The 14,101-nt window shown below is 45.3% G+C and carries 11 protein-coding genes; 5 read left to right on the top strand and 6 right to left on the bottom strand.

All coding sequences use genetic code 11. The annotated features are described in order from the left end of the window. The first annotated feature begins 22 nt into the window (after positions 1 to 22). A complete protein-coding gene (locus tag ACY8DX_RS19400; RefSeq protein ID WP_462405858.1) occupies positions 23 to 1,456 on the top strand; it encodes a S41 family peptidase in 1,434 nt (477 codons plus the stop codon). A gap of 547 nt (positions 1,457 to 2,003) precedes the next feature. After that, positions 2,004 to 3,182, top strand: a complete 1,179-nt coding sequence (locus ACY8DX_RS19395) for a PDZ domain-containing protein (protein WP_156185531.1) — start codon at positions 2,004 to 2,006, stop codon at positions 3,180 to 3,182. Positions 3,183 to 3,223: 41 nt separating this feature from the next. On the opposite strand, the gene ACY8DX_RS19390 is transcribed toward ACY8DX_RS19395, so the two are convergent. Genes ACY8DX_RS19390 through ACY8DX_RS19380 form a run of 3 tightly spaced genes read right to left on the bottom strand, consistent with a single transcriptional unit; the run spans position 3,224 to position 6,726 of the window. Further along, positions 3,224 to 3,820, bottom strand: a complete 597-nt coding sequence (locus tag ACY8DX_RS19390) for a TVP38/TMEM64 family protein (RefSeq protein ID WP_049669445.1) — start codon at positions 3,818 to 3,820, stop codon at positions 3,224 to 3,226. Between the two features lie 25 nt (positions 3,821 to 3,845). Continuing rightward, positions 3,846 to 4,463, bottom strand: coding sequence for a lysophospholipid acyltransferase family protein (locus ACY8DX_RS19385; RefSeq protein ID WP_049669446.1), 618 nt, complete (start codon positions 4,461 to 4,463; stop codon positions 3,846 to 3,848). Beyond that, positions 4,456 to 6,726: a glycosyltransferase gene (locus ACY8DX_RS19380; protein ID WP_462405857.1), complete on the bottom strand. Its 2,271-nt coding sequence runs from the start codon at positions 6,724 to 6,726 to the stop codon at positions 4,456 to 4,458. Before ACY8DX_RS19380 ends, ACY8DX_RS19385 begins: the two co-directional genes overlap by 8 nt. A 375-nt stretch (positions 6,727 to 7,101) precedes the next feature. Between ACY8DX_RS19380 and ACY8DX_RS19375 the strand changes: the two genes are divergently transcribed. After that, the gene (locus tag ACY8DX_RS19375; protein WP_462405856.1) at positions 7,102 to 7,956 is read left to right on the top strand and encodes an AraC family transcriptional regulator; all 855 of its coding nucleotides are present in this window, start codon (positions 7,102 to 7,104) and stop codon (positions 7,954 to 7,956) included. A 47-nt stretch (positions 7,957 to 8,003) separates the two neighbouring features. On the opposite strand, the gene ACY8DX_RS19370 is transcribed toward ACY8DX_RS19375, so the two are convergent. Together ACY8DX_RS19370 and ACY8DX_RS19365 are read right to left on the bottom strand one after the other, a co-directional pair. Next, positions 8,004 to 9,053: a hemolysin family protein gene (locus ACY8DX_RS19370; protein WP_049669450.1), complete on the bottom strand. Its 1,050-nt coding sequence runs from the start codon at positions 9,051 to 9,053 to the stop codon at positions 8,004 to 8,006. Positions 9,054 to 9,109: 56 nt separating this feature from the next. Continuing rightward, entirely contained in the window at positions 9,110 to 10,408 is a 1,299-nt protein-coding gene (locus tag ACY8DX_RS19365; protein ID WP_049669451.1) for a hemolysin family protein, read from the bottom strand. Between the two features lie 519 nt (positions 10,409 to 10,927). Between ACY8DX_RS19365 and ACY8DX_RS19360 the strand changes: the two genes are divergently transcribed. Both ACY8DX_RS19360 and ACY8DX_RS19355 read left to right on the top strand, forming a co-directional pair. Beyond that, the gene (locus ACY8DX_RS19360) at positions 10,928 to 11,689 is read left to right on the top strand and encodes a carboxymuconolactone decarboxylase family protein (protein ID WP_049669452.1); all 762 of its coding nucleotides are present in this window, start codon (positions 10,928 to 10,930) and stop codon (positions 11,687 to 11,689) included. 35 nt (positions 11,690 to 11,724) lie between these two features. Further along, positions 11,725 to 12,225 carry a flavodoxin gene (locus tag ACY8DX_RS19355; RefSeq protein ID WP_197089890.1) on the top strand — a complete coding sequence of 167 codons (501 nt, stop codon included), beginning with the start codon at positions 11,725 to 11,727 and terminating at the stop codon, positions 12,223 to 12,225. Between the two features lie 397 nt (positions 12,226 to 12,622). Here the strand turns inward: ACY8DX_RS19355 and ACY8DX_RS19350 are convergent, their stop codons facing one another. Further along, entirely contained in the window at positions 12,623 to 13,999 is a 1,377-nt protein-coding gene (locus ACY8DX_RS19350; protein WP_049672727.1) for a DHA2 family efflux MFS transporter permease subunit, read from the bottom strand. Positions 14,000 to 14,101 lie beyond the last annotated feature (102 nt).

The following is a 14,101-nucleotide window of genomic DNA, read 5'->3' as shown; positions in this document are numbered from 1 at the left end:
GCTGAAAGGCAGGCGGCAGCGATTGGAGAATAAATGGTTCTGGCCCTTTGTGACTGCAGTGGTTCTGTTGATTTGCACCACTGCCGGCTCTTGGTGGAGATATGAATATAGGCAGGAGAGCGAAGGAAGCCGTGCAAAGGAACAAGAAATGAAGGATTGGAGTCAATTTGAAAAGGTTCATCAAGCATTTGATATTATTGCCGAGAATTATGTGGAGCAGGTGGACGAGAAGGAGCTGACGGAAGGGGCAATCAAAGGCATGCTGGGTGAGTTGAAGGACCCGTATTCTGTCTATATGGATGCAGAAACAACCTCTCAGTTCCAGAAAACATTGGATTCCAGTTTTCAAGGAATCGGGGCTGAGATTCATTTTCTGGATGGCAAATTCGTGATTGTCTCGCCATTTAAGCACTCTCCAGCAGAAAAGGCCGGTATTAAGCCGGGAGATGTGATCATTCGTGTGGACGAGCAGAAAACAGAGGGGCTTGAGCTTTATGATGTTGTTTCCTTAATCAGGGGCAAGGTCGGGACAGAAGTAGAGGTAGAAATCATGCGTGAGGGCAATAGTCATCCCATCCGCTTCTCGGTCAAGCGTGCAGAAATTCCGCTCGAGACCGTTCATCGCTCTATGAAGAAGCTAAATGGTAAATCGATAGGCTATCTTCAGATTACCTCCTTCAGTGAGCATACAGCTGCAGACTTCATTAAAGAGCTCTCTTCACTTGAAGACAGTCAGATGGATGGATTGCTCATTGATGTACGGGGAAATCCGGGAGGTCTACTGACAAGTGTCGAGGAAATCCTGAAGCCGTTCATTACCGAAAAGAAGCCATATATCCAGATTGAAGAACGAAATGGCAAGAAAAATCAATATTTCTCCTATACAGACAAGCGAAAGTCTTACCCGATTGCTGTATTGATCGATGAGGGCAGCGCCTCTGCTGCAGAAATTTTTGCGGCAGCGATGAATGAATCAGAGGGATACCCGCTGATTGGCGAGAAAACCTTTGGAAAGGGCACGGTGCAAAAGCCTGTTGACTTAGGGGATGGAAGTACAATCAAGCTCACCTTCTATAAATGGCTTACGCCAAGCGGAACATGGATTCACAAAAAAGGCATCCAGCCTACAATCGAGGTCAGTCAGAAGGATTACTTCAGCTTAGAGCCATTGGCCATTGAAAAGCCTCTTGAGAAGGACATGAACAATAAACAAGTTACAATCCTGCAAAAAATGCTTGAAGGCGCCGGATATGAACCGGGGCGGACGGACGGCTATTACAGTGCGAAAACCGTGAAGGCAGTTGAAGCCTTCCAGCGAATGCATCAAATGCGTGCAACCGGGATAGCCGATAAGGGAACCGTCAGCAGCCTGCAAGAGGAAATCATCCAGCTGATGAATGAAGACAAAAATGATTTACAGCTGCAGGCTGGGTTGAGATGGCTTGAACAGCAATAGGAGGAGGACAGCGCATAGGGGGCGCTGTCTTTTCGTGTGGGCTGGGAAGGAGGTAGGGAGGAGGAGCTCAACTCAGGGATTAGCGCCCATACGCTCATATTATTGCCCTAACGCAGGGGGGCGCCCATACCCACGAGGTTTCGCCCATACCCACGAGATTTCGCCCTTAACTATCTGCGTTCGCCCATAAACGATGGGATATCGCCCTTAAACGGTTTAGTTTCGCCCATAAAGCTTAAGAAATCGCCCATAAACGGCAAAAATATGAAAAACCTCAGGAAAACAGAAGGCCAATCTATCCTAGAAAGCTGAAAATAGACAAGCTGACGGTCTTTTTGGAATGAAATCTTTCGTTTTTAGATAGATTCTCTTCGAAAACAAGCTCTAATTACGCTGTTTTGATTTTGCGAGCTTGCTCACGGCTGTCTTTCTGTCGAAGCAAAAGGAGAGCCTGTTCTAAAAGAAAGAATAGGAAAGGAGGGGGTGATTTGATAGAATAGAAGATAAGGTATGTAAGGGTTGGTGATACAAATTGTGGGAAACTTGGGTGATTGAATTACTTAAGGGAATTGGGTTGTTGTTTCTGAATCCGGTTCTGTATATTGGGTTGATAGTTACATATATGCTTGGCTCCAAGCGAGTTAAGCAGGAGCGCAAGCTGTTTCATATCCGGGTAGAGGATCCCATGATTGAGATGAAGGAGTACATCGTCCCAAGCCTGTTAACGGGATTTGTGTTGTCTGTCATGACGGGATTGCTTGGATTGAATGTACCATTTGAGTTTGTGCTGCTGGCAGGTTCTTTGAGTGTAATATTTAGTATATTCTTATTTGTCCGTCTGTTATCGCCGGTTTATACGGTTGGTTTGTCCTTTTTGATTATTTTCGGGCTTGGCATATATGGGTTTAATGGAATTTGGGATGAGGGCTATTTTGCCTTTGATCAAGCCATTTACCCATCCATTGCTGTTCTGGTCGGCCTATTGCTGCTGGCAGAAGGCTGGCTGATTCGCAAGAGAGGGGCTCTGCATGCGTCGCCTCTGTATGAGAAGGGAAAAAGGGGGATGCTTGTTGGGGCACAGAAGTCCAAACGGATTTGGCTTGTGCCAGTGCTTCTTTTTATCCCGAACGGTTTACTTGATGTACCAGGTGATTTCTGGCCTGTATTCTCCTTTGGTGAGACTGAGTGGGCGCCGCTTGTTGTTCCGTTCTTTATCGGTTTTTCCTTTAAAGCAAAGAGTACGCTGCTCGCCAATATTGTGCAGCCATTAGGAAGAAGCATGACAGTTCTTGGGCTGATTGTTCTGGCCATAAGTGCGGCTGGCTATTGGATTCCTTATGTAAGTCTCGCTGCGGTGGCGGCTGCAATCATTGGACATACGATTATCTTCTCTGTTTATAAGAGCAGGGAGGAGAATCGTTCCTCCTTCTTTACCTCTTCCAAAAATGGGCTGATGATTCTTGGAATATTGCCTGAATCACCGGCTGAGCGGATGGGGCTTCGTCCGGGGGAGCTTCTGACGAAGGTGAATGGACGGATGGTTTATTCGAGGACAGAGCTTTATGAAGCCCTGCAATCGAATCGTGCACATTGCAAGCTTGAGATTTATGATATTAATGACCAAATACGACTTGTACAAAATGCTCTGTATGAGGGTGATCACCATGAGCTGGGAATTCTGGCCGTGGAGAGTCGAAAGCTCCTTCCAATGGAAGGTGTACAATAATGATAAAAAGGATGCAGCCAAGATGATGGCTGCATCCTTTTTTAAAATAATCTTTGTAGAAATTGTATAATAGCAGCAATTCCCATGCTATAGACCGCAATGGAAAGAGGTTTCCCGAGAAGGATGATTGCGATGAACCTCCCTAGCCTCATCTTCGTCAAACCAGCCATATAACAGAGCACATCATCCGGGAAGCCGGGAAAGAAGATGGCGCTTGCGAAGAAACGCTCGAAACGCCTGCCTTTATTGATCCATTGGCTGTACTTATTATAGTTCTTCTCTTTAATGATATTTTTCACAAAATCACTGCCGTACTTCCTTGAAAGGATGAAGACGAGAATGGAGCCAAGGCAGATACTGAAATAATTGTACAGAAATCCCCTCCAAGCTCCGAAGATAACGACTCCGGCAACCGTGCTGATTCCGCCTGGCAAAAATGGAAAGACAACTTGAACAATTTGAATGAGCATGAAAACTAGCGGAGCAAACGGACCATAGCCATCAATGTAGTGCTGAAAGCTCACTGTAGAAGAAAAAATTCCCCGATGATATAAAACAGCGATAAAGATGCCAATAGCCAGGAAGCCTATGAAAGTGACGGAATTAACAAGGTACATAACCCATTTATTCTTATCCATTGTTCTGCCCTCTTATGAAGAAATTTTATGAACGGCTCTCCATGACTTCAACTGTCCTTTGCTTAATGGGATCAAGCTCCTTGCTCAATACAGGAATCGGCTCGTGAAAGTGCACGCTGATTTGATTGAATGGGAGTGGAACCATGTACTTATCCCAGCGCCTTGTCAGTCGGATTTTTCTCTTTACCTCAATGGAGACGGGGACGATGCGTCGTTTGGAAACACGGGCAAGGATATAGGAAAAATCCTTTGGCACATGATAGGGACCAAGCGGGCCGTCAAATGCCAAAGCGAGATGACCTCCATCAGCTCCATTGATTTTTTTGCGTATTTTAAAAAGAAAGCCTCCCCCAACAGATTCATCGGGAACTCGGAGCGGGGTATATCCGAAATATTCACAGAGATTGGCGATATAGTCGCCTCTTCTATTGCTTGTTGTAATCACAAAGATATTTGTTCCTTTCAGCGCAGGAATGATGCAATAGCTGTCCCCATGCCAAAATCCTAGAACAAACCTTTCTTCTTCGCAGGTAATCATGGACTTCCCTGTATAGCGGACCTGGCTTGTTCGGTATACAAGGTCAATATAGTTGGTGGCCAGCCAGTGAAATAATTTATCTCCATAACACTTAAACTCAATCATTTGAAATCACGTCCCTTGATGATTCTTCTTGTACGACAGCAGTATGCCTCATCTCATAATCCTTTTGTGCCTCATGATAGGCAGAGACGGCCTCCTTCGCCATATTGGGAATGGAATATCGTTTGGCAAAATGATAGGCTCGTGAGGACATTTCCTCTCGCTCTTTTGGATGCTCCATTAGATAGATCACTTTCTTTGCCCATTCCTCTATTCTCTCGATGGTTTTGTAGCCATTCTCCCCATTGACCACGACATCATCAATGCCGCTTGAGGCGACTGCGACAACTGGACAATGACCGGCCATAGCCTCCAGAATGACCATCCCCTGTGTTTCTGATTTTGAGCTGAAGAGGAAGAGGTCAGAGGCTTGATAGTACTGATTGACTTCCTCAGGGGCCACTGAGCCGATGAGCACCACGTTTTCCTCTAGGCCATCCTCTTGAATTCGCTGCTTTAGATGCTCCTTTTCAGGGCCGTCTCCAACGATGATACAGCTGAAAGGTACATCGGTATGGTGTTTAATATAGTGAATGGCATCAATTAGGAAGAAGATGTTCTTCTCCTGGGCAAGCCTCGATACGGAGCAGAGCAATAGCTCTCCTTCCTGTACGAAGGATTGTCGCAGGCTCATCACGCTGTCAACAGTGCTGTGCTGATAGTCATCAAAATCAATGGCTGTTGGCAAGACGGCGATATGGCGGCTTACACCAATATTGGACAAATATTCTTTTGCTGTCGTGGTCGGCGCCACGATGGCATTGCAGTTTTGCGCGAAATGCTTCACCATTTTATGCGAAAGTACATTTTTGAAATATAGTTTTAGGACCGGCAGGAAGCGGTAGTAGCTATCAAACCGTGTATGATAAGTGAAAACAACTGGTATTTGATATTTCCTCGCCAATTGCATGCCCTTTTTCCCCATCCAGAACGGGTGATGCACATGAACGATATCAAATGGATGCGCCGCGAATGCTTCCTCGATCTTGGTCGAATAGATATTGACAATCGGGAAGTTGAACACCTTTGTTTTACGGTACCACATGAGCTCGCAGCGAATCGTATATGGGTCATCCTCCTGCTGATTTAGTCCAGGGTATTTTGGCGCAAAAATATACACCTCATGGCCTTGCTCTCTCAATCCCTTCGCCAGACGGTGGATGGAATTCGGTACGCCGCCGATGAAAGGCAAATAGGTATTGGTAAACATGGCAATCGTGAGCTTTTTGTTCCTTGGTCCCTGCTGATTGGGATGCGTGAAATCCCGGTAATAATTCACCTCTTTCGTTGCTTGGATGTAAAGGACGATGGCTAAAAGTACGAGTATACTGACCATGATGGTGAAGTTTGTCCGATTTGTGTAGAAAAGTGAATGGATGAAGATCCAAACATTCTCCATGGTGTTCAGGATTGGGGAGCTCTGGCCCCCTTGCTTAACAATGCCGTATTGAACTTCCTCGCCGCTGACGGTGATTTTCATATAATGATAGAAGCTATTCTTCTCCTTGGAGAGGAGCGGCCCGCCAGCCCCGCCGCTGACATAATAGCCCACCCCGTCTATTTCCCGTTCGTCATAGATGGAAGGCCCTGAGGCAAATACGGCATCCACCTTATACTCGGCAAATATACTCGTTAAGAAATGCCGGAAGCTGTCGCTTTGTATGTATTGGTCCGTATCATCTGATGAATCATGAATGACATACGGAGCTTTGTTGAGAAACACGAATATATGGCGGCAGCCAGAGGCTTGTTCCAGTTCCGTCTTAAGCCATTCCTTTTGCAGTTCCTCTGATGTTTGCCCGGTTGTATCCAGGAAAATAAAATACGATTCACCGAGCTGGTAGGAGAAATAAAAGGGACCGAATTGCCGGTAAAAGCGGAGGGCCCCGCGGTCTGTCATTTCGGTCTGTCCGAATCCGGTAATGGTCGGTACTTGAATCTTCTCAAAGCTTTTATTCAAGATCCGGTATTTATCCTCTGAACCGTCCAAAACCGCATTACCGGTTGAGATAACAAAGTTAATATCCGAATCCTCGTTGATGGTATTGACCATTCGTTTATCAAAAATATCAATAGAATTCTTGATGTTACCGAGGACAGCGAATGTATATGAATCAGTGTCCTCCATTCTCCTTATCTCTTTAATGCTAGTAACATTAGCTGTATTTGCCTCAGGTTCAAAGGCATATAAATACCCTTTGTATCCAGGGACAAGTACTAATATTACTATATCGATATATAATAAAAACTTGACCTTTTTCCTCATATCCTTCAGCCCTTTGTATGGATTCTTGCTGATAATAGTTTAGAAGTTTTTCTATATAAGAGAGACTATGATTTATACTCAATTCCCCGAAAGGAGCCTGATAAAACTATTCTTATATATTTTTGGGTCATATCAGATTTGTGGATTTAGGTATATCGGCCATTTTCGACTTGAAATGAAATCCAGGAATAAAGGCTTTGATGCGGCAGTTTCGACGATTGAGAGGATGATTGTAAGCGGATGTTTCAATAGGCAAAAAGGATTGTCAGCATCTGTGAAGAATATTTACAAATAGAATCTATCTGAAGTGAGCACAGATGAACAGGATTACCCGCTGCCAGGTTGGTAGACTGAGCAATGAGAGGAGGAGCTCATATGGAGGGCCTGCAACGAATGATTGATGGCATTCATTATATCGAGAATCATCTGACAGATGAGCTGCGGATAGAGGAGATTGCGGCTGCTGCTTGTATGTCGAAATTCCACTTCCAGCGGCTGTTCAGCATGCTGACAGGCTATACAGTCAGTGAGTATATCCGCAATCGGCGGCTCACCGTTGCTGCACAGGAGCTTATTCATACAAAGGCAAAGGTCATTGATGTGGCAATGAAGTATGGCTATGACAGTCCAGAGTCATTCACAAAAGCCTTTCAGCGCATCCATGGTATCACGCCGTCAGCAGTCAGGAAAGACAGCCGATTCTTAAAGGCTTATCCAAGACTCTCCTTTCAAATTCAGATAAAGGGTGATGTGGAAATGGAGTACAGGATGGAGGAAAGAGCGGCCTTTACGGTCGTAGGAAAGAGCATTCGGACATCGGCAGAGGGAGGTCAGAACCATCAGGATATTGCAGCCTTTTGGATTGAGGCGAATAGGAATGGATTGGCCGCAGAGCTTGCGATGCATTCGGGTCCGCTTGGTCTTTTAGGTATCTGCCTTGATTTCGATCAGCTGCAAGAGAATTTATCTTATATGATTGCTGCTGAGAAGCGGGATACACCTATTCCTGCGGGATGGGAGGAGCGGGTGATTCCAGCGGCAGTCTGGGCTATCTTTCCGGTGAAGGGTGCTATGCCAAAGGGATGGGAGCGCATTTTCTCTGAATGGTTCCCGTCTACTGGCTATGAGCATGCAGGAGGGCCGGAGATGGAAGTGTATATGTGCGATGGAGATCCTTCCTCGGATGATTATTATAGTGAAATTTGGATACCGGTTAAGAAGGATATATAATAAAAAGGTTCGAAGTCCACAAAGACTTCGAACCTTCCGTTTGTTCATTAATCACTGCTGGAAGACTCTTCGCGAATCTCGCCAACGATGTTTTCTAATATATCCTCCATTGTCACGAGACCGGTAATCTGTCCTGTCTCGTTAGTCACGATAATCATATGCATCCGGTTCTTTTGCATCTCCAATAGCACGCTCTTGATTGATGCAGTTTCTGGAAATGACGGAATCTCATGAATGAAATGTGTGACAGCTTGATTGCGTCCGGCTGCGATATTGGTGAGCATTTCCTTCGTATTAATGAAGCCAATGATATGGTCTGAACCTGCAGCCTCCATCACTGGGTACCGGGTATATTCCTGTTGATTAAGGACAGTGATGATATCATCCACAGTCATCTGTTTCGTCAGGTAGACCATTTCCGATTTTGGTATCATGATATCCTTTAATACACGGTCCTCGAATGAGAAGATATTTTGAAGGTACGAGAGCTCGGTTTCGTTGATCTCACCGCCCTTATAGCTTTGGGTGACAATCAGCTGAAGCTCTTCCTCTGAATAGACCGTCTCATGACCAGCAGGCTTCACGCCAAACCATCTGAGGAATACACGTGATGAGCCGTTTAAGAACCGAATAATCGGATTGGTGATTTTTCCAAACCAATAAAGCGGAGCAACGAGCATTAAGGTGACTCGTTCAGAATATTGAATGGCGAGTGTCTTCGGTGCCAATTCGCCAAAGACAACATGCAAGAATGTGACAATCGCCAGGGCAATCGCATAGGAAAGCACAGTTGCTAATGCATCTGCAACCTCAAATCTCTCGAAGACCGGGTGGAGCAATTTCTCAACGGTCGGTTCTCCTAATGCTCCGAGTACCAATGCTGTAATCGTAATCCCAAGCTGGCAGGCAGATAAATAGTAATCTAGGTTTCCGGTCACCTTCTTTGCCAAGACCGCCTTTTTATTTCCCTCGGCAATCAGCTGGTCAATTCTCGACATCCGCACCTTCAAAATAGCAAATTCTGCTCCGACGAAGAAAGCCGTCAATCCAATAAATACAACGACCAAAAATAAGTTTAAAGCAATTAATCCGTCCAATTAGTTCCTTCTGTTTAAGAAGGATTCACCTCCAAATGAATTAAGATCGTATTCTATTAAAGCTTCCGCAGGGTTACTTGTTTGATAGAGTGGTTGTCCATTTTTTCAACCGACCACACGTATTCCCCATGTTTCACTTCATCACCTTCATGGACTTCTTCGATGCTTTGAAGATGAATCCAGCCAGCGATTGTATCCACATCATCACTTTCTTCAAATGTCAGTCCAAATCGATCTTCAATCTCGTCTAATAGGACGCGGCCGTTCATGAGATAGCGATGCTCTCCAATGGCCTGTATATCTGCTGTCTCTTCTTCGTCAAATTCATCCCGAATCTCTCCAACGATTTCCTCGAGCACATCCTCCAATGAAAGGATTCCTGAAGTACCGCCATATTCATCAATGACAAGGACCATATGAACCTGTTCCCTTTGCATCGTCAAAAGAGCATCCTGAATCCGTGTTGTCTCAAGTACGAATGGTAATTCCCGGACGAAATCCTCCGGCTTAGAATCCCGTTTCGCAACAATCTGAGTGAGCATCTTCTTGACGTTCAGGATTCCAACAACTTTATCTTTATCCCCGTCCTCAACAACAGGATAGCGGGTGTAATTATTCTCATCCAAAATAGAAATGATTGTGGGATAGTCCATGCCTTTATCAAGTGTAACCATCTCTGTACGCGGAACCATAATATCCTTTGCGACACGTTCATCAAAGGAGAAGATATTCTCCATATAGGAGAGTTCTGTCTTATCAATTTCCCCGCCCTGGAAGCTCTGGGCCATGATTATCTTCAGCTCTTCCTCTGAATAGGCTTCATCATGTCCGGCAGGCTTTACCCCAAATAATCGCAGGAAAAGACGAGATGTTCCGTTCAATGCCCATATGAAGGGGCTCATGATTTTCCCAAACCAGTAAAGAGGCGGGGAAAGAAGAAGGCTCATTCGTTCAGCATATTGAATGGCCAATGTCTTCGGCGCCATTTCCCCAATGACAACATGGAGGAAGGTGACGAGTATAAAGGCAATTGCATAGGAGAGGGCAGAGGATAGAGCCTCTGAAACATTTAAGACATCAAATAATGGGTACAATATTCTTTCAACAGCCGGCTTCCCAAGCGCACCAAGCCCAAGGGCGGTAACGGTGATGCCGAGCTGACAGGCAGACAGGTAATAATCGAGGTCGCTGGCCACTTTCTTGGCTGTAAGGGCTTTTTTATTTCCTTCAGCGATTAATTGGTCGATCCTAGACATGCGGAGTTTGACGACGGCAAATTCAGCCCCGACAAAAAAAGCGGTCATAATGAGTAAGATGATCAAAAGTATCAAATTTGTGAACGTAATTATATCCAATTACTTCCCTCAAATGAGGGATTCACCTCCAGGTTTATATTCTGAATCTATTTAATAGTTTGAAAATATTTGGCAGTATGGTGCCAAAGTACGTAAAACCTTGCTGTAACTAAGGTTTGATGGCCGGTAAGGCCGAATGAATCATGAGGTATTACAAACACGTTCCCAACGCGGCCACCTCCCTTTAATTATTATTTTGGCAAAAGTATAGCATATGGGTGAATTCGCCGTACAGTAAAATGATAGATGCTTTTATAGGAAAGAAAAAAGTGGAGAGAGGCAGTTTTTGAAGCATAGATAAAGGGTAAGTATAAGAATTTGAAGGGAAACATTCGGGAAAATTTATTATTTACATAATAGTATAATCTCGTTGAGTTGGATTAAATGTTAAGTTATGAACTTATGGACATAAAGTTTTGTTCAATTTTGAGCATGTATTGGAGTCCTGAACAAGCTGGGACATCGATGCTGCTATACAGGAAGAAATGAAAACATGGATTGTCATTGGAGGCTGAAGCAATGAGTATAAGTGAAACTGCGCATAAGAATCATGAAAAGCTCTTTCCGGAACGTCAATCAACCTGGAAGGTCACCGACCCTGAGCTGCTAGAGATCTTTGAGAACTTTGCCTTTGATGAGGTGATGGAGCATGGGAAGCTGGATGAAAAGACAAGAATGCTGGTTATCCTTGCTTCCTTGATTGCTCAGCAAACCTTAAGTGAATACAAGACCATGCTGGAGGCAGCCTTGAATGTCGGCGTAAAGCCGATTGAGGTAAAGGAGCTTGTCTATCAGTCGGTACCTTATTGCGGATTTGCTAAAGTAGTGGATTTCATCGACTCTACGAATGAAATCTTAATCAAGCGCGGCATTGAACTGCCATTGAAGCGGCAGGCAAAGGTCACGAGGGAGACGCGCTATGAGAAAGGGTTTGCCTTGCAGAAGGAAATCTTCGGGGATGAAGCGATTGAAACGATGTACCGGAATTGCCCGGATAATCAGCTGCCTATTCAGCGCTTTTTATCGGATAATTGCTTTGGAGATTATTACACCCGCCAAGGCTTGGATTTGCCAATGAGGGAATTGCTTACTTTCTCGATGATCCTTTCACTCGGCGGATGTGAGCCGCAGGTGAAGGGACATATTCAAGGAAATGCCAATGTCGGCAATGATAAAGAAATGCTATTTGATGTCATTGTGCAGCTGCTTCCTTATCTCGGTTATCCGCGGACATTGAATGCGATTCGCTGCTTGAATGAGGCTTTGCCTGATGAACAGTAATTCGTAACCACATATTTGAGAATGGAGATGGACATATGATGAAAGCATTGATTGTTTATTTCACTCGAAGCGGGAATACGGAAACCGTTGCTCATACTATTGCGAAGGAGACAGGGGCGGATACCTTTCATCTGCGGCCGGCCTTTTCTTATTCTTATGATTACGAGGAGTGTGTGGAGGAAGCGACTAGAGAATATGACCGCCATGCGCGTCCGCTTTTAGCATCTGTTCCTGAGAATATGGATCAATATAATGTGGTGTTCATCGGGTACCCTATCTGGATGGGAACCATGCCGATGGCCATGTTCACATTCCTTGAAGAAACAGACTTTTCCGGTAAGCGGATCATTCCATTTTGTACTCATGGCGGCAGCGGCTTAGGCCATAGTGAACAGGATATTGTGAAGCTCTGTCCAGAGGCGACCGTGCTAAAGGGTATCGCAATTGATGGACAACATGCGGGGTCAAGTGCGTACAAAATCGAAGAATGGCTGCACAGACTTGGGGTTGAAACCATCAGTCATCGCCGGGTTTGATTTCATTGAAGAATGAGGAAGGCTCTCTGCTTGCTTAAGCAGGGAGCTTTTTGCTAGGGGGGATTTGTCAGGAGGCAGCCCTGATGACGCTGTTTTGGTTCGTGGGTAGTTCGAAGGGCGTATGGTTTCGCCTATGCACTCGGTTTATCGCTCATCCCGCATGATTATCGCCCATACCGAATAATTTTCGCCCATACTATCGGATTATCGCTCATAAAGCTTAGATTTCGCCCATAAATGAAATGATTTCGCCCTTAAAACGCGCGAAAGAAAAAGAAGGCCAATTACAGCAGAAAGAGTCAAAATGGACAAGTTCGGGGTGTTTTTGCAGGAAATCATCTCCTTTCAGCTGGAAATCTGTCAGAAAGCAAACAAAAAGCCAGGCAATCCGCCTGGCCTAAACGTTCACTCTTTTAATGAAGAGGGAGGCAACGAAGCCTATAATGGTGATGACGACAAGGAAACTGAAGGCATATTGCACACCGGCAATCAAGGCTTCGGCGACGATGTTCTCACCCGCGGCTTCACCGCTTATCATGTAGTTGTGCTGGCCTTTTGTGAGCAGGCTGACAGAAACGGCGGTGCCGAGTGCGCCGGCTATTTGCATGAGGGTATTTACGATGGCGGTTCCATCGGGATAATATTTGCGCGGCAGCTGATTTAGGCCGTTCGTCTGCGATGGACTGCTGATCATGGTGACACCGATGATTAAGCCAATATGGAGCAGGATGAAAGCGGCAATCGAGATATCACGGGAAATACCTGAAAATAAAAATGTTGTCACAATGAGCAGCGCAAATCCCGGAATAACGAGCCATTTTGGTCCATATTTATCCATGAGACGGCCGATGACGACAGACATGATACCATTACAAGCTTCAGCTGGAAGTAAGATGAGCCCGGCAATCAATCCCGTTATTGCTAGTCCTGTTTTGAGAAACATCGGCAGCAGGATGGCCTGAGACATGATAATCATATGGCCGACGAAGACTGCGAAAAGGCCGAATACATACATAGGATATTTCAATACGCGCAGGTTCAAGAGAGGCTGCTCAATCTTGAATTGACGTTTGGAGAAGATGATAAGGGCAGTGAAACCAATCAAGATAGGCAGGATGACCTCTGTACTGACAAATTCTCCGCTGCCCTCGCCGGCTATGCTGAAGCCGAAGACGATCCCGCCGAATCCTAGGCTTGAAAGCAGGAAGGACGGGATATCAAATTTCAGTTTCCTTGGTACTGTGACGTTTTGCACGACCTTCCAGCCGAATGCGAGCAGGAGGAGAAAGATCGGCAAGGTTGTCCAGAAAATATAATGCCAGGTGAAATATTCAGTAATAAACCCGGAAAAGCTCGGCCCGAATGCTGGACCACAAAGGATGACCAGGCTCATAATGCCCATGACAGTCCCACGTCTTTTAGGGGGGAAAATCAATAGGAGAATATTAATCATGAGCGGCATTAAGATTCCGAGTCCGCTTGCTTGAATGATACGAGCAAGCAAAAGCAGACTGAAGGCTGGTGCCAGAGCGGCAACAAACGTCCCGAGTGAAAGCAAGGAGAGGGCGGTTATGTATAGCTGCCTTGTCGTATATGTTTGATTTAAATAGGCTGATAGAGGGACAAGAATCCCCATAACGAGCAAGAATCCTGTTGTGAGCCACTGTGCGGTGGCTGTTGAGATTTGGAAATCAGCCATGATTTCTGTGTAAGCCATATTTAAGGCTGTTTCGTTCAATAACCCTGTAAAGGCCGATAAAAGCAGAGCGGCCATAATGAGGGCTGGCTTTATATGTTGATTCGGTATTGTTTGATTCAATCGATTACGCTCCTCTAAGCTCAGGTGAAGGTGCTTTGTACATTAGTATAAGCACTT

Source organism: Gracilibacillus sp. Marseille-QA3620, from assembly GCF_054950035.1.
This window is presented reverse-complemented; position numbering and strand designations above follow the sequence as displayed.